The organism is Paraburkholderia rhynchosiae (assembly GCF_002879865.1).
Taxonomy (GTDB): domain Bacteria; phylum Pseudomonadota; class Gammaproteobacteria; order Burkholderiales; family Burkholderiaceae; genus Paraburkholderia; species Paraburkholderia rhynchosiae.
This window is the reverse complement of sequence record NZ_PNXY01000039.1, coordinates 16,576-31,388: the sequence shown is the minus strand read 5'-3', so window position 1 is coordinate 31,388 and position 14,813 is coordinate 16,576. Positions and strand designations below refer to the sequence as shown.

Here is a 14,813-nt window from a genome sequence, read left to right as displayed (position 1 = left end):
ATGGTCTCCGCCTAATAGACTGTCTGCTTTTGGCAAGCAGGCGGACGTTGCAAGGCAACCGCCCAAAAGCCAGGTCTCACTCAATGAGTGTCTTTGCTCGTTAGGCAAAGTGTTGCCAACGACTCTGGAACGCGACCAGTCGTCCAGCCTCACAGCGACGCCAATCGTATCCCCTTCCGATTCGGCACCTGCGAATCGTTGCCGAGCGCCGGCGTAACGCAGTTCAATCTTGAAACGCGGCACCTTGCACGTAACTTTGACACAGGTCGCAGTGAACGGTCCAGGGTATCGCCATGCCCAGATAGCCTGCTGAACCGTCCCTGAAGTGGTTATATGAATTGGCGACCTAAGAACGCCGTAGTGAACAACGGCATGTAAGAGAAACGCAAAGCCTAGCAAGCATGTAGGAACGAGGAGCCATCCTTCGGAGAAGAGGCTGGGTCTTGCAACGCATGCGGCATAACCGACAAGCCCGAGAGCGACGGCTGCAGCCGCGACGCACAGTGCAGACGACCACTGGGACCCGCGAGAGTAGCTGACGGTAACGCTGCCGTAGTCTTCGTTCAATCGGAGCATTTCTGACATTTACTCGCCCGGCCGTACATTTCACCGGTCACTTGCCGCACAAGTGAAGGTCCTCGACCGCAAAAGGCACACGCGTGATATGCCCATCATTTACCTGCAGCTCATCGATGACAAGCCGCATAGGACTTTTGGGGGACGTGAACACTTTCAGTTCATAGTCCTTGCCGTTTTCCGATTCGTTCAATCTACCTTGATGATTTCAAGGTCGTACTCGGCCATCCAATCAGCACCGGCACCGCCGTCGCTTGTAACAACGCCGTTGTCGAGTTGATTGCGAATCGGCTCCTCGAACTCGTCAACAGAGTCGCACTCCATTGCTTCCAAGTCGGCGTCCGATACTTCGATCCTAATTAGCATTCTTCCCTTCCTTCGCCGTCGCAGCCGGCTTTCGTTTTCCAGTACGATTTATGTCTTCGTCATCCACGCTACGAGTCCAATCCCGCCAATTGCAATTCCAAGCCCTGCCAAGTCGTACCACACTGGCCGCTCTGAATCTGTGTCGGCATCGCTCGCATTGCTGGTATGAGCCGCAATACCGGCATAACCCCCGCCGTAGCGGGTAGTCGAGTGAGCTTCTTCGCCGCCCGAATGTCCACTAGCGTGGCTGCCGGCATGCCCACCACCGCCATGCCCGCCCCCATGCCCTCCGCCTCCGCGCGCGAACGTTGCAACAGTGCAGATCATCAGTACGAGAAAGATAGCGGTTCTCATATTGCCGTCGTTGGGTTTTCCGCTTTATGTTGCCTTAAACCGCTTAGCGTCTGCCTGCATGACCGCCCACGTGTTGGGCAGTGCCGACAAAACCCACTCGTCAAAAGTCTCCGCAGACCAGATCGACAGCGGCGCGCCGGAGCCCATAATCACGACCGATTGCCCATCAACAATTCGGCTCCGCAACTGCTCAACCTGCGTCACCGCCCACTCGATCGGTGCTTGCGCATCGTAGGCGTCAGCTTCAACTAGCCGCCGGTACCCGTCGGCCTCAACCAAAACTGGCTTCTCATCCGAGACCATCGAACATCTACCGATTTCCCGCTCCATGCGCGCAATGCTCTCCTCCAACGCCCTTCGCGCAAGTTCGCCGTTCTCCGCCAGCGTCCTCCTAAGGAGGTCTGGACTACCATCCAGCATGCCGAGTTCGTCCCGCAACGCGATACTTGCTGACACGGAAGCTTCAGTCAACTTCGGTTGAGATTCCGCTATTGCCCGAAGGAAAGCCAGCTGTGCTACTTGAAGCTCCCGGGAGCAGGCCGCTTGTTTAACCGTCCACAAATCGATCTGACCTTGGTGGAAGGCTATCTGGTTAGCAACAAAATTCCACTTCTCAGGTACTGGCGGCCCTTCAAATAACATAGAGGTCTGGACCTGCACCCAACGACCGTGCTCCGCAACAGCACGAGTGACCGTGTCGGCATTTGCCCGGAATTGACCGTAGGTCACTTCAATGGCGTTGCGCTTTACCGACAGTTCGAGATTAACCGCCAAGAGCCGCTGCAACAATGTCCCAACGGCTGCGACCGTTTCAAGTCCGGCAACAGCGTTGACTTTGGATATCGCTCCGACAGCTTCCACGAACTTTTCTTGAATGCCGGATCGTGAATTGCCCGGGTCGGCCAACGCTCCGAGCGAACTCATTGCGGCATATACCGCTTCGACTGCCGGAATATACACGTCGCGCCTGAGCTTCATCCTTCGCTCAAGCGCGTTCTCGGATGCTTCGTGCATCAGCTTGCGGACATTTTCGTCGGCGGTGTGCCGTAGTTGTTCCCGATGTCTCCGCGAGAGGCCCACGTTTGTCGCCAAGACCCCAACGACGGTAACAACAGATCCGACGATACCTGACCAAACAACGTTCGGCACGGTAGAAAGTAACGCCGCCAGCCCGCCCAAACTCGATGCGACGAAATCCATATGGCCCACCCCGGTTTAACTGCCGTTCTGACTTCCGTTTTCCGAAGTGCTAGCTGTGGTTCTTGCAGACCGGGCAATACCATTGCCCAAAGTGCCCATGTATTCCCGTCGCAGGTGGCAGCAGCACCTTCTTTCCTTTCTCCTCGAAGCAGGAGACGCAAAAAGGTCCTTCGTCGCCAAATCTGTAGCCTCCGTTCATGGCAACAGGTCTTTTCTGACGAACGGGAGCTGAGTTGCGCCGATAGCTCTGCGTTCTTAGCCGACAATGCCGCCACTTGCTCTTTGAGGCTTACAACCTCCAACTTGGCGTCAGCGATCTCGCCCTGAAGGGTGCGCCAGGAGCATTTTCATGTCAGCGTCTTTCACTTTCTCATTGAGGTCACGAAGCTTCTTCGTGATATCCATCGCCATTTGAAGGCTGGAGATAATATCCGGCATGTTTGTTTTTCGAATTTCCGATGATTATTCGATTGCCGTCAACGGCGTGCCGCAGGGAGGGCATTTACCCGTCGCAATAATGGGAGTCCACTGATTGCCGCAGCCCGCGCACTTGCGGCGCTGTGTGTTGATCGCGTAGCCCTGTTGCGCCAGCGTCGGAGCCTTAGCAAACTTGCCGCCCTGACGGTGCAGTTCACGTCGATTTCGATACTTCTCCATCGATTCGGCTCCTTCGTCGTTTTCCGTTATCCGGTCACTTGCACTCGCGAGCGCGCGCAATCGCTTCGGCTGCGATGGTCTGCGGCGTTTCCAGCACGACGCCACCATCCCATTCCAAGGTAACTGACGCACCACAGGCAGAACAGGTGGACGTTTCGCCGTCGTGCGAGTCACCGTCGAGGTGTTGTTCGCCACGTTTGCCGCATTCTGCGCATTTGTAAACGTACAGAACCTTACGCATATTGCCCCCCTGTTTTCCTATGCGCCTATGGCCGGCCGATGCTTGCGCATCAAACGGTCATAGCGAACTGCCGCGAATGCGATGTAAGCTCGGCCCACGGTGTGGCCGATGAACGTATTCGAGCGCGAAGCCGTGAATGAATAGTGATCGTGCTCTTGACCGTCTGCTTCCATCACTTTTCTGCGCTCCACAGCGGACAAAAAATGCTCCCCGTACCAACGATTTACTAGCGCAACGCTAACCGCGGCCAGTAACGTAAGCAGCGTTGCAATCGAAATAATCATCGTGGCCAAAGTCATTGCGTTGGTTTCCGTTATTCCAAAATTGTTTGAAGGCGCGCGAGCGCATCTTCGACAACCTCGACCGGCGCGCGCTCAACCTTGCGCGCGCCGCGCGCCTCAAGATCGAGCGTCCGAACCATGTTCACAAGCGCAACGCCTTGCGTTTCGGTGCCCGAACCCGAGAGCGGCACGGCGAACCCGGCATATCGCGCAAATTCACCGCCTTGCGTAATCGGCGCGACTAGCGCCACGCCGAGCGCGTTGAATGCAGCAGGAGACAGAACGAGCGCGGGCCGAAAATCCCCTTGTTGCTCATTTCCCATCGTCGGATTCAGGCTGACTCGGACGATATCGCCACGCTCGAACTTGACACGCTTCACCATGCTTCACGTCCCACCGCGTTGACTTCACCCCATGCAGCAAGGTCGGCCGGTTCCGGGGCCTTCGCGTCGCACTGCGCGACAAGTTCATCGAGCGAATACTTGCGGCGAGCGGGCGTAAGCAATACGCCATCGGGCCGCACATCGGCATTCAGCGAGCTACCCGCCGATGCGCCGATCTGCTCCAGTAACACAGCGGGAAGCCGGACGGCGGCACTGTTGCCCCACTTCTGAATCTTGAGTTCCATAATATCGCTCCAAATGTAGATCCATTGTAGACACTTGCCATGAGAAAGGCAAGCGGTTTGTATCTACATTGAGTCTACAGGCGGCTCGCTCGACGGCCCCATAAATGGCTACCCGGTTGAACGGCATCTCGCGCTGAAACTCAATGCCCCGCAAGCGCCAAATGGCTCTCATAACACTTCGCAAAACATCTGCCGTAGCTTTTTATCGGACACGGCCAGATAGGGCCGAACATGCTCCAGTTCCGCATGACCTAAAAGCTGCTGCACCGTTTCAATGTCGTGCCCTTGCTCAATGAGGTTACTGGCAAACGAGCGCCGTCCCGAATGGGACGATCCGCCGCGTATCCCGGCATCCCTGTAGAGCTTTGTGACGTAGGCTTGGAGGCTGTCACACGCAGAGTAATCAACCGGCTCCCCGGCCTCGTTGATGCGCCGCTTGGTGCTCATCGCAAACTTGCGGCCCTTGCCAGCAAGGACCAGGCACGTTGACCGCGCGAGTCCGCGATAGCGGTCGGCGGTTAGCTCGGTTCCGATGCCTCGCGCAATGCGATGGTTCAGATAGCACTCCAGAGCCGAAACCGTTTTTGCATGCGTGAGATAGATGCATCGCTGCCGACAACCCTTCGTGATTGCGGCCCGAAGACTGACCTCTGAACGGATTGCGCCCGAAGGAAACAGCACATCTTGAACTTCGACTTGGGCTATTTCGCTGATGCGCATTCCGCACGTAATGCCTGGCAGGAGAACGAGACAATCGCGCTCGGGATGGCGCGATGTTGCTGAGGTGACGGCGAGTAGATGCCGGATTTGAGCCGGTCGGAGTGTTGCAGCTTGGGCCATGCGCCCCTCTGAATGGGATTGGTTAAAGACATATTCAGAGAGAGATTTGATGAGGGTCTTTTTCAAGCGTATCACGGCTTGTTTATTCGATTCCTCGGAAAAGCGGCCACCGCAGGCAAAAAAGAGCCGACCGCAAAGGGTCGGCGCAAGGATTCTGCCCATTTCCTAGGGCCGGGGCAGAGCCTGAGAGACGTGCCCATCATGTCGGAGGCCTTTACATGCGGAACGATTCCTTGGAGGACCCCGATGCGCCGTCGCTTCCGGGTGGCGCCCGTTTCTGGCCGGCCGTCACGCGAGGGTGCCGGATCTAGGCCGCGCAGTCCGCCGGAAGTTTTCCGCCATTCATGCGGACACCGCGCAAGGCCCAGACGCCCGGCGACTGCGTATAGATGATCGGCGAGCGCGACAGCAGCGCTCTGAGCGTCAACTCGCCGATCTGACCGGTTCTGACCAGCTCCGATGCGAGCGCGTTCCAGGTCACGCTCGGGCCGTGCCGCAACAGCGCCATAAACAGCCGGTGCTCGTGCGCAGTGAGTTCTGTTTCCGGGTCGAGACGGGTTACCGGCCGGTAACGGCCGTGCGAACCTGCAAGGAACTTGAGGCGGGACAGGATTACGATCGTGACAAAGGCCGGCGGTACCGGGTATTGCATGGAGCAGCGTTCCTCGCGGCTCAGGCGGAGTTCCCTCAGGCGCTCCACGGCACCCAGCGCGACGTCGAGCGAAAACGGAGAGTCAGCAATGGAGCAAACGCGGCGAAGCGCCTGTGTGACCGGGTTATGTCGCGCGGACTCGCCATACCAGAACCACTCCTGAGCCGCCCTTTCAGGCCGATCAAGCCATTCGAAGCCATGACCGGTTTGCACCAGATCCCGGATGGCTTTGATGGCATCAAGTTCCCAGCCAAGTTCAACAGCGTAGTCCATCAGTACACGCACGTGAGCCGCCCCCACCGCACTGATCATCGCCTGGGCCATCTCGTGCACCGTCCTGGTCCGCTCGTCACCGGCTCTTGAACGGTCTGGGGCACTGAAGAGATGCGCCTCGAGGGTGATAAGGTGTGCATCGAGGTAGTCTCGTGCGAAGCGCCACGCGTCCTCGATGGTCGGACCGTCACCGAGCAATGGACGCAGGACTGCTTCAAGGCGCTCGGGCGAGCACGGCAGGTGCTGGTTGGCCGTCGTGTCAATTCCGCGGAACGCGTCGACATATTCTGAGGGAAAATCGCGGGCGTTCGCACGCATCTGCGTGAGGATCTGGCATGCGCGGCTCTCCGTAATGCCATGCTGCATGGCAACTGACGCCAGAGTCCGGCCTTGGGCCTTGATGCCGTAGCGCATCGCAAAAAGCTCAGCATTGCGCTCTACCGTGCTCCACTTTCTCCCCGCCGCAAGCGCGCGCCCGACGGCGACGATGATTTCGGCGGCTGAGCAGGTCGGCTGTACTTCATCGGCGGCAGCGGACTCCGTCGGCGTCGACGTGTCTTGCTCGCCAAGCAGCCAGCCCGGTTCCACCTTCAGAACCCATCAGTAGGGTAATGTGTGCGACGGGAGGGCTGTTGCCCATCGTACCGACCGCTGACCGATGCCAAGGCGCGGGTGCGGAAGATCAACAAGATGGGGAATCGCATGACCGACGAGCTATCGCAACAGTGTCGAACGCTGCTTTACCGGATGATGTGGCAGACGCCCGCCGGCGTCGTTGACGCGTTTGCGCTTGCCGACAATCACCTAAGCGCGACGGCTCATGTCGCGACCGGTATGGGTAAATCAGCGTTTGGAACCGACACCCCGACCCTCTTCGACCAGTGCCCCTTCCTTCTGGCGGCCGGGTTTTCGGCGAAGCGCGAGCTTCGTTATGATTGGGGAAGGCGCACTTTCAGTATATACATTTATGGATTGCGAATTCTGGCTGTCGGACCCTGAAGCGGCTTATGCCGAATGGCAACGCGCCGAGGCGACCGGCGCAGACAGGCGTGCCTTTGCTGAGCGCTCCATCGTTCAGCATCGGTCGATGTTTGCCCGCTTTTATCGCTATCTCGGCAGCCGCGGCATTACGCTGATGGACTTCGGCACTGATCACATCGACGGTTTCTTTGCCGACCTCGACCGCGACTGCGAGCCGGGTACGTCGACTCGCCTGCGCTATCTCAAACTGATGGACCGGCTCTCGCGCCATCTTTCCCTGCTCGGCTTGCGCACTGACAATCCGGCCGCCGCTCTGCTGCCGAGCGAGCATTGGCCCGACGACGAGCCGATGCCAGTCTTCCTGTGGCCAGACGAAGATGCCCGGCTGCAGGACGTCTGCCGCACAGCGACCTTCGAGTCGTTCAAGGAACTGCGTAACCGGGCGATCGTCGCGCTGTTGCTTGCCACTGGTATTACGGCGGCCGAACTTAGCGCACTGAGCGTGGACGATCTCGACACAGCAGGGTCGAGAGTCACCGTCTACGTGAAAAAACATGGGCCGCGCATTGCGCGCCGCGTGCCCGTCGACGGGTTCGCGATAGAGATCGTGAGGGAGTATGCGAAGGCGCGCGCCGCACTGCCGGCGTCGGACGGTCTGCTATTCATGGCGACGGCGGGCGGCAAGCCAATGAAGCCTGCAACGCTGGGGCAATGCGTACGGAGTGCGTTACGCGTTGCCGGCGCTGCGGCCGCCGACGAAAGTCCGCGGTTGTTGCGCAACACGTATGGTCGCAGACACCTTCTGGAAGGCAAGACCAACGAACAGATGAGTAACCTGATGGGCCTGTCCAGTCACAGGACGGCGACCCGATTGCGCGAGACGATTTTCCCCGCCGGTTGTGATGGGCGATCAGCACGTAGGGGATGACGACTGAAGCGCCGCATAAGACGCCTACGTGCCCGATGCTCCCTTGACTTTGGCCACCGCCGCGTAGCCTGGTGTGTGAACCGTACACGGGGTACGGCCATACTCTGAGGCTCAGCCATGTTCTATAAAAGCGCGTTCAAAGATATCATCTATCCGGCGTATAGCCGGGAGCCTCGCGTTACGCGGTACCGCATCGTGCTCGTGAAAAATTCGAGGCTGGTCCGCGCCATCGTTCAGCTCCTCGCCGACGAGCCGCTGCGGCCCCAGCACACCGACTTGCTCACCGCATTGGACGTCATCCTGAACAGGATCATTGAAGTGGAACTGATGGGCGTGCGCCACGACTGCATCCGACTCGTGGTTCTGGCCGAGGCGCAGATGATCGACTACCCGATTACGTATAACGCTCTGGAAATCAAGCGTCGCCGCACTGCTGCCAATCAGCCGGCGACCGCGACGGACCAGCCGATTCATATCCGCTCGCTCGATGTCGTAAGAGGTGCCGTCGCGTTCTATGTCGATCGCGAAGGCGGCAAGCCTGCAGGCGCAGTTATCGTGCGGATGCTTCAGTGACCGCTTTGACATGCCGATACGCCGTCGGTCGTTGGGAGTCCCTGTGGGCGAGTGAGCCGTATCTGTCACACAGGATAGTTATCGACCTCCCGGCGCGAAAAGTCGTCGCCGGAGAACACCGCTTCCGCAAGGCGTGGCACTACATGAGCATGTCCGACCTTGAGTGCATGCAACAGGAATTGGACGAGACGTACAACGATATTTTCGATGATCCGCATGAGTACAATTTTCAGGTGATGGATGAGCCGCCTGGCTGGGCTCTCCAGGCGTGGCCATGGCCACGTGTCGCGGCGCTGACCGACGATGAAAACGATCAGTGAAGCGGCGTGTGCGTATGGACAGATTAGAGGCTCACCAGTGCGATCGGATTGAGAAGAACGCTGCCACGCAGGGGCGCGGTTAACTTAAATGAAGGCGAGAAATGGCGATTGACGATACCCCACTGGAGTTCGTGGTGACTAGAGATGACCTGTTCACATTCACACACGGCGAATTGTTCGGCACATGTACCCGTCGACCGACAAGATTGGTCTTGATGAGTGGGTCTGGCGCATCTCGAAAACGGTACTCAACCGCGTTCGCGATGAAGGCAGAGAGTTGCTTGAGGTCAAGGCAGACGGTCATCATCAGCGAAGGCTATGCAAGGACGGCCGCCGAAGCGGCGTACGACATGCGCGCCTGTTTGCGTCGTCAGATCGCGAAGGCGGAAGAAGCCTACGTGAGGAGCCGCCCTACCGACTGACCGCGTGAACCGCGCTCCCGCGGTTCACGTGATGACCGGAGCCGGGCAGGCTATCGCGAGACGGTAGCAAATTACACCGCGCGTATCGTGCTCTTGTCGAAAACCTCAAGCGCATGCAGTACTGCAAGAAGATTGCGCTGACGGAGCGTCGGCAGATTCAGTCGCCAACGCAACGCCCCATAAGCGATAGTCAGTAAGTAACCTGCCAAGGCAACTGCGACGATCGAATTCATCACTACGTACGCCGAGAGTCCGTGCTCGACCCGCTCACCGCGTGCGAGATAGTTGAAAAGGCAGAAGGCCATGATGGCTGCCACGCCAAATCTCGACGCCTGCCACCCTCTGCTTTTTCCCCAGAAACGGGGGAGGCGCGGCAGGTAGTACATCTGTCTGTCCGGCTGGAACTCGAGGGAGCCCGCAGCGAATGCAACAAAAACGCGCGGGTCCGCCGGATGGCGAAGCCCATACACCAGGTGTTGCCCGTCCAGCGCTTCGGACGCAATTGCGAGACAGACATCGTCGCCGTCCGCAAGCGGCAACTCCACTTTGCCGTAGAAAGGGATGGCGCTTTCCGGCGAATACAGGACGAGGGACGTCCCATTCACCTGAAATCGAAACGAACGCAACAGTCCTTTGGTAACGCCATACGGGGACCCCTCAGTTTTCACCGACATCGTGCCGCACTCCAACCCGGTCACCTGGCCGTCGAGCCGGACGATCTCTGCATGGGTCAACCGATCCTTCACTTCGTCTGGTAGTTCCTCGTGCGCATCCGGCCTGATCGATGCCGGCGTCCCCGTCGAGGAAGGTCGAGGTTGTTTCCGTGTTGTGGATCGGTTTGCCATTCGCTTACGAGAGGTGAGATTCGGGAGCAATGCAGCGGCATCAGACGACCGTGCGGCGCGATTAACTGCGCATCCCCGGCCTCAGTGGTGCGCCGCTTGCCGGTAGCGTCGTGCACCGATGTTGATGGCCCAGACAGCCACGCCGACTATCGCAACCGACACGACGAGAATTGCGATCAGCAAGGGACCGTCGATGTCGTACGAACTGTCGGGCTTTAATACGCCGACCGACATCAGAAGCCGTCTTATTGACTGGACCGCGTCAGGACTTGCATACACTGCTGTTGCCACCTGGCGCGCAAGCAGGTCACCCAGCACCAACGTGGCCGCGACGTTTGCGATATTGCGGGCAATTTTCATTACTGTACGTCCACGTAGCCGTATGCCTTCAGCGCAGTGCCCGGGATCGGCAACGTCGCACCCTGTTTGTGCAGATAATCGGCCAGTATTTTGAACTGATCTTGATTCACGACTGTTATGCAACCTTCTGACAGCCGGCGCGGCCCCATTGGGTGAAGACGGAAAGAGCCCCGCCGGACGCCATTGATAACCGTCGTATCCCCCGAGCCTTCGCGCCACAGCATGAACCACTGGGTTCGGTCTGTCCATAGGCGTACGTCCGTGCGAAGTCATAAAGCCAGCCCAAACGGCCGCCGCTTTGGCGATCTACGAGATAGTAGCGTCCCGGCGGTAACGGTCCAGTATCTGCCTGTGCTACCGCCCGCGGATTATCACGTCCGGTGGACGTACCTGAAAATGCACTGAACAGCCCAACGCCGGGGCAAGATAGTACCGATGTGGTTTGTGAATTCAGGCTGAATGTGCATGCGACAGGCATAAAGCACTCATGTTTTCTGTTACGACCAGCGAATACTACCAAAACAGCCACTACACACAAATCGCTTCATAACCGCAATCAAATCTGATCGCGCCAATAGCCACAGTTCTCCGCTGATAAGCTGGCGCTTTCAAAACCGTGAAGAAAAATCCCGCGATTAAGCCACGTGAATTTAAAAATCACTCGAAGCGACAACCGCGAGACGGGTGCCGGATGGAAACGGCGGCCGCGGTCGACGGTGGGCACGACGCACCATGTTTCAAGCCGCTCCCGCCTGCAACGGCCGCACTGCGACCGCGGCCGTTCTGCTCTCCTACCCGGGCTGTGGTGACCGCGGAAATATCGGTTCAACCCACCGCTTTCGCCTGGTGGGGACTTGATGCGGCGAATCTCATGACGGTGAAGGCGCCGAGAACGGCCGATGCGTTGTGGCTGCGGAGCAGATTCTGCGGGCTGGCACTTGCGGCGCGCTGCTTTTCTGGCAGAACCATGTACGGCCCGAGTCATTGCGCCGGCTGCACCTGGCCGCGCAGGCGTCTGAGTCGCTGTTTTTCATGCTGCGGCCGCTGGCTACGACGCGCGATGCATCACCCGCGCCATTGCGGCTCGCGATCCGCGCCGCAAAAGACGGCGTCAACATCGAATTCCTGAAACGCCGTGGCCCTGCGCGCGATGAACCGCTGTTCGTCGCATTGACGCCCTCTCCGATCCTGAACGTAAAACGCAATGCAACTGTGGATAGGCGTCCATCTTCCGTTGTTGTGCCTCGAAGTGTTTCGGCCGAAGTGGTCGCATGAAGCGCTCGATGCAGCCGAAGGCCTTGCCGTGCTCGAAAAGGAGCGCGTCATTGCCGCGGATACGTCTGCGCGCGCTGCCGGCGTGTGCATCGGAATGCGCCGCGGCGGTGTACTGACGCTCGCCCCGGCCACCCAGATGCAGGAGCGCGACGGCGCGGCGGAGGTCAACGCCGTGCGCGAGGTCGCCACAGGCCTGCTGAACCTGTCACCGCAGGTCGTGATTGCGGAAGAAGGTACGGTGCTCGTCGACGTGTCGGCAAGCCTGCGGCTGTTCGGCGGCATCCGATCCCTGCGCCGTATGGCGCGCCGCGTAGCGGCCGCGATCGGCGTAACCGCCACGATCAGCGTGGCGCCAACGGGACAGGCCGCATGGCTACTCGCGCGTTATCGTGGCGGCGCAGCGTTGTCTCATGATTCGCTCGCTCGCGCGCTGGCCAACCTGCCCGTGAACCTGCCCCCGCCCTCCCGTCGCCATCTGGACTGGCTATCCGGCATTGGCTGCGAGACGGTCGGACAACTCATGCGCCTGCCTCGCGCAGGCCTCAAGAAACGCTGCGGAACGGCATTGCTTGATCTGCTCGACCGCGCGAGTGGAGATGCACCCGAAGTGTACGAATGGTTTGAGACGCCGCAGACTTTCCGGGCGCGCGTGGAACTGCCGGACCGCATTGAGCACGCCGAAGCCTGTCTCTTTGCGGCGCGCCGGCTCGTCGTGCAGTTGACCGGCTGGCTGTCACAGAAACAGCTTGCCGGGACGCGATAGAGCCGACCGCGATCGAAGTGTCGCTCGCCGAGCCAACGTGGCGCGAGGATCACCTCGTGCGTCTGCTGAAAGAACGACTCACGCGCGTCGAACTGGCGGGCGCCGTTATTGCGCTGCAAGTCGTTGTGCAGGAGGTCAAAGAGGCCGAAGCTGCATCGGACTCGCTTTTTCCCGACCCGGGCGGCACTGCGTCCGACCACGCGCGGCTGCTCGAACTGCTGGTCGCGCGCCTAGGCGCAGAAAACGTGCTGCGACCCGTGCCGCTCGCGGACCATCGACCCGAGGTGGCCGCACGCTGGGTGTCGGTGACCGACAAGACAAAGTACGTCGCACCAGCGACAGACACGCCGCGCCCCACGTGGCAGCTCGAAGCGCCGATCAAGCTGCTGATGCGAGGCGAACGCCCCTTCTATGGCACGTCGTTGCGCACGGTATCGTCCGGTGAGCGAGTCGAGGCGGGCTGGTTCCAGGGCGAGCCAGTGACGCGTGATTACTTTGTTGCGGAAGCCGACGATCACGTCTGCTACTGGATCTTCCGCGAGCGGACGGCGCCGTTGACGACGATGAGCCGCGCTGGTATCTGCACGGACTTTTCGGATAAGTCATGGCGCCGGGTTCCTTCGGCCTGCCCGGCTATGCCGAGTTGCAGTGCGCCTCCAACTTCATAAAGCGCGCCAGTTGCCACGCCTGGTCCGCGACGAACACCTTTGCACGCAGAAGCGGCATCACGGCATATCCGCGGCCGACGGCGTCCGGTATTTCGGTGCGCGTGATCCAGTCGACGTGGACAATCCAGCCTTCGGATCTGCCAATGTCAACGGAGACAGCCACGCGGTTCCAGACGCTGTCCGCGGGCCAGACCCGGTCCATGCGCGCACCACTGGTCGCTTCGTTGGGGTCATCCAGCATGTTGGCTGCGACAAGCCACTCCGGCTCAAGCTCCGTACTGCGCAACACCTTGCAGAGCATCGAACAGACCTCCTGAACAGTCTTGCCTTCCACGTCCAGACGGTCACCGCACGGCAACGCATCAGCGCGTGCGCCGGCGATCGCGGCCACGACGCTTCCGTTTCCGACCGCCGAGGCGACGGCAACGGGCTGCTGATAGTCCACAGGTTTTACAAATGCATGGTTCATTTCTGAGCTCGCAAAAAGAAAAACGCGCCCGAAGGCGCGTTCAATGGTCGAAAAAGGCGAAAAAAAAACCGCCCCCGAAGGAGCGGCCCTATCTGTTTGAAGCGGCGTCAGGCCGCATCTTTAGTCACGTTTGCCCCAGGCGCGCTCATGATCACGCTTACGCCCGTTGTTATTTGTCCAGAGAAAGAATGCTGCAATGGACACGCCCACGACGAGAGTGATGAGATTTGCAACCATTTCAATCTCCTTTCATTTCAACAAAACCGACATACCAATAGTATCGCAACTATTGCGAGAATCGCGGTGCCGGCGATTGTCGTCGAGTCCAGCCTGGAGGCAGCATGAACGTAGCCGACAAGGCCGCCCACGGACGCAGCCGACAGAGTATGAAGGAACCGTGCGTTCTGCTGTCGCTGATCCTTCGTCGGATTCAACAGCTGCTCGAAGCCTGACTTCGGCTCATCGGGCACTCCGATTTTCCGAAGTCCGTTCGAATCCACCGTGACAGGCAACGTGGAGCCGTTGTACTCCAGAATAAAAGACGGGGAGCATTCGGTTTCGTCCATCGCGCTCAGCAGGGCCTGAAGACGCGAGGCAGATGCACCTGTCCCGTTGCCGGGTCAAGCGTCACCCTGTCCGATATCGTCGTACCGCACGAGTATTCGACTTTGACGTCTGCGAGTTTCATCGGCGACCTCCGGACGAGGTGTCGACGCCACTTGCCAGCCGGAGGCCATCCAGGAACGACTGATAGCCACACGTCGTCTCGATCTGCTCGAGCGGCCCGTAGTTTTCGCCCCCACCCGTAAGGTCCGACCGGCCGCGGCGCGTACGGAAGCTGAGGGCTACGGCCTTTTGACAAGGCCGGTCCAGCACGTCGATAAACAGCGTCTCCGTGCGGAGCGAAACACGCCCCGGAGAATTCCGGCGCGACGGCTCGACGACGATTTCGTGGGAACGAAGACGCAGGTCTTGCGCCACCCGGCGAAGAACGCGCGAGGCCTGCTGCTGGAGACCAACGGCAGCGCCGGCGCTAGCGGATCGACAATCCGCGTAGAACAGCTTGGGAAATTTCATGATGAACCTCGAATAGACGAGGCGACTCCCTCGCGGGGAGTCGCCCCGCAAGGGAAGCGCGCTG

General features: G+C 59.5%; 16 protein-coding genes and 2 pseudogenes. 5 read left to right on the top strand and 13 right to left on the bottom strand.

The genetic code is table 11. The features are described 5' to 3' along the window. Window positions 1-765: 765 nt before the first annotated feature. From C0Z16_RS38285 to C0Z16_RS32200, 8 genes are all read right to left on the bottom strand, one after another. Window positions 766-942 carry a hypothetical protein gene (locus C0Z16_RS38285; RefSeq protein ID WP_167403578.1) on the bottom strand — a complete coding sequence of 59 codons (177 nt, stop codon included), beginning with the start codon at window positions 940-942 and terminating at the stop codon, window positions 766-768. Window positions 943-1,320: 378 nt separating this feature from the next. Further along, complete coding sequence (locus C0Z16_RS32235) at window positions 1,321-2,496, bottom strand: hypothetical protein (protein ID WP_102636075.1); 1,176 nt, start codon at window positions 2,494-2,496, stop codon at window positions 1,321-1,323. 309 nt (window positions 2,497-2,805) lie between these two features. Then, window positions 2,806-2,934 carry a hypothetical protein gene (locus tag C0Z16_RS39410; protein WP_279635090.1) on the bottom strand — a complete coding sequence of 43 codons (129 nt, stop codon included), beginning with the start codon at window positions 2,932-2,934 and terminating at the stop codon, window positions 2,806-2,808. A gap of 24 nt (window positions 2,935-2,958) precedes the next feature. Continuing rightward, the gene (locus C0Z16_RS32230) at window positions 2,959-3,153 is read right to left on the bottom strand and encodes a hypothetical protein (protein ID WP_102636074.1); all 195 of its coding nucleotides are present in this window, start codon (window positions 3,151-3,153) and stop codon (window positions 2,959-2,961) included. Between the two features lie 554 nt (window positions 3,154-3,707). After that, window positions 3,708-4,058, bottom strand: a complete 351-nt coding sequence (locus tag C0Z16_RS32215) for a type II toxin-antitoxin system ChpB family toxin (protein WP_102636071.1) — start codon at window positions 4,056-4,058, stop codon at window positions 3,708-3,710. Next, window positions 4,052-4,303: an AbrB/MazE/SpoVT family DNA-binding domain-containing protein gene (locus C0Z16_RS32210; RefSeq protein ID WP_102636070.1), complete on the bottom strand. Its 252-nt coding sequence runs from the start codon at window positions 4,301-4,303 to the stop codon at window positions 4,052-4,054. Before C0Z16_RS32210 ends, C0Z16_RS32215 begins: the two co-directional genes overlap by 7 nt. A 168-nt stretch (window positions 4,304-4,471) precedes the next feature. Continuing rightward, complete coding sequence (locus C0Z16_RS32205; protein ID WP_407070716.1) at window positions 4,472-5,305, bottom strand: tyrosine-type recombinase/integrase; 834 nt, start codon at window positions 5,303-5,305, stop codon at window positions 4,472-4,474. 145 nt (window positions 5,306-5,450) lie between these two features. Then, window positions 5,451-6,656 (bottom strand): hypothetical protein, encoded by a 1,206-nt coding sequence (locus C0Z16_RS32200; protein ID WP_102636069.1) that lies wholly within the window; start codon window positions 6,654-6,656, stop codon window positions 5,451-5,453. A 114-nt stretch (window positions 6,657-6,770) separates the two neighbouring features. Here C0Z16_RS32200 and C0Z16_RS32195 point away from each other — a divergent pair, with 114 nt between their 5' ends. The 4 genes from C0Z16_RS32195 (at window position 6,771) to C0Z16_RS37935 (ending at window position 8,870) form a co-directional block, all read left to right on the top strand. Then, on the top strand, window positions 6,771-7,067 hold the full coding sequence (locus tag C0Z16_RS32195) for a hypothetical protein (RefSeq protein ID WP_146014386.1): 297 nt from the start codon (window positions 6,771-6,773) through the stop codon (window positions 7,065-7,067). Continuing rightward, window positions 7,036-7,977 (top strand): tyrosine-type recombinase/integrase, encoded by a 942-nt coding sequence (locus C0Z16_RS32190; protein ID WP_102636067.1) that lies wholly within the window; start codon window positions 7,036-7,038, stop codon window positions 7,975-7,977. Before C0Z16_RS32195 ends, C0Z16_RS32190 begins: the two co-directional genes overlap by 32 nt. A 117-nt stretch (window positions 7,978-8,094) precedes the next feature. Then, complete coding sequence (locus C0Z16_RS32185; protein WP_102636066.1) at window positions 8,095-8,550, top strand: hypothetical protein; 456 nt, start codon at window positions 8,095-8,097, stop codon at window positions 8,548-8,550. 143 nt (window positions 8,551-8,693) lie between these two features. Then, window positions 8,694-8,870: a hypothetical protein gene (locus C0Z16_RS37935; RefSeq protein WP_158244557.1), complete on the top strand. Its 177-nt coding sequence runs from the start codon at window positions 8,694-8,696 to the stop codon at window positions 8,868-8,870. A gap of 493 nt (window positions 8,871-9,363) precedes the next feature. Here the strand turns inward: C0Z16_RS37935 and C0Z16_RS32175 are convergent, their stop codons facing one another. From C0Z16_RS32175 to C0Z16_RS32165, 3 genes and pseudogenes are all read right to left on the bottom strand, one after another. Beyond that, a complete protein-coding gene (locus C0Z16_RS32175) occupies window positions 9,364-10,038 on the bottom strand; it encodes a hypothetical protein (protein ID WP_102636064.1) in 675 nt (224 codons plus the stop codon). Between the two features lie 180 nt (window positions 10,039-10,218). Beyond that, window positions 10,219-10,497: a hypothetical protein gene (locus C0Z16_RS32170; protein WP_102636063.1), complete on the bottom strand. Its 279-nt coding sequence runs from the start codon at window positions 10,495-10,497 to the stop codon at window positions 10,219-10,221. Beyond that, window positions 10,497-10,975: pseudogene (locus C0Z16_RS32165) on the bottom strand (DUF2778 domain-containing protein). Before C0Z16_RS32165 ends, C0Z16_RS32170 begins: the two are co-directional and overlap by 1 nt. Window positions 10,976-11,701: 726 nt before the next feature. Between C0Z16_RS32165 and C0Z16_RS32155 the strand changes: the two are divergent. Then, window positions 11,702-13,136 (top strand): annotated as a pseudogene (locus tag C0Z16_RS32155) (Y-family DNA polymerase). Between the two features lie 32 nt (window positions 13,137-13,168). Here the strand turns inward: C0Z16_RS32155 and C0Z16_RS32150 are convergent. Both C0Z16_RS32150 and C0Z16_RS32140 read right to left on the bottom strand, forming a co-directional pair. Further along, window positions 13,169-13,594: a hypothetical protein gene (locus C0Z16_RS32150; RefSeq protein ID WP_244201435.1), complete on the bottom strand. Its 426-nt coding sequence runs from the start codon at window positions 13,592-13,594 to the stop codon at window positions 13,169-13,171. 762 nt (window positions 13,595-14,356) lie between these two features. Then, window positions 14,357-14,749 carry a hypothetical protein gene (locus C0Z16_RS32140; RefSeq protein WP_102636062.1) on the bottom strand — a complete coding sequence of 131 codons (393 nt, stop codon included), beginning with the start codon at window positions 14,747-14,749 and terminating at the stop codon, window positions 14,357-14,359. Between the last annotated feature and the right edge of the window lie 64 nt (window positions 14,750-14,813).

Excerpts from the sequence above, each read along its gene's own strand:
- C0Z16_RS38285 (WP_167403578.1), bottom strand. The coding sequence starts at position 942 with ATGCTAATTAGGATCGAAGTATCGGACGCCGACTTGGAAGCAATGGAG.
- C0Z16_RS32235 (WP_102636075.1), bottom strand. The coding sequence starts at position 2,496 with ATGGATTTCGTCGCATCGAGTTTGGGCGGGCTGGCGGCGTTACTTTCT.
- C0Z16_RS39410 (WP_279635090.1), bottom strand. The coding sequence starts at position 2,934 with ATGCCGGATATTATCTCCAGCCTTCAAATGGCGATGGATATCACGAAG.
- C0Z16_RS32230 (WP_102636074.1), bottom strand. The coding sequence starts at position 3,153 with ATGGAGAAGTATCGAAATCGACGTGAACTGCACCGTCAGGGCGGCAAG.
- C0Z16_RS32215 (WP_102636071.1), bottom strand. The coding sequence starts at position 4,058 with ATGGTGAAGCGTGTCAAGTTCGAGCGTGGCGATATCGTCCGAGTCAGC.
- C0Z16_RS32210 (WP_102636070.1), bottom strand. The coding sequence starts at position 4,303 with ATGGAACTCAAGATTCAGAAGTGGGGCAACAGTGCCGCCGTCCGGCTT.
- C0Z16_RS32205 (WP_407070716.1), bottom strand. The coding sequence starts at position 5,305 with ATGGGCAGAATCCTTGCGCCGACCCTTTGCGGTCGGCTCTTTTTTGCC.
- C0Z16_RS32195 (WP_146014386.1), top strand. The coding sequence starts at position 6,771 with ATGACCGACGAGCTATCGCAACAGTGTCGAACGCTGCTTTACCGGATG.
- C0Z16_RS32190 (WP_102636067.1), top strand. The coding sequence starts at position 7,036 with ATGGATTGCGAATTCTGGCTGTCGGACCCTGAAGCGGCTTATGCCGAA.
- C0Z16_RS32185 (WP_102636066.1), top strand. The coding sequence starts at position 8,095 with ATGTTCTATAAAAGCGCGTTCAAAGATATCATCTATCCGGCGTATAGC.
- C0Z16_RS37935 (WP_158244557.1), top strand. The coding sequence starts at position 8,694 with ATGAGCATGTCCGACCTTGAGTGCATGCAACAGGAATTGGACGAGACG.
- C0Z16_RS32170 (WP_102636063.1), bottom strand. The coding sequence starts at position 10,497 with ATGAAAATTGCCCGCAATATCGCAAACGTCGCGGCCACGTTGGTGCTG.
- C0Z16_RS32140 (WP_102636062.1), bottom strand. The coding sequence starts at position 14,749 with ATGAAATTTCCCAAGCTGTTCTACGCGGATTGTCGATCCGCTAGCGCC.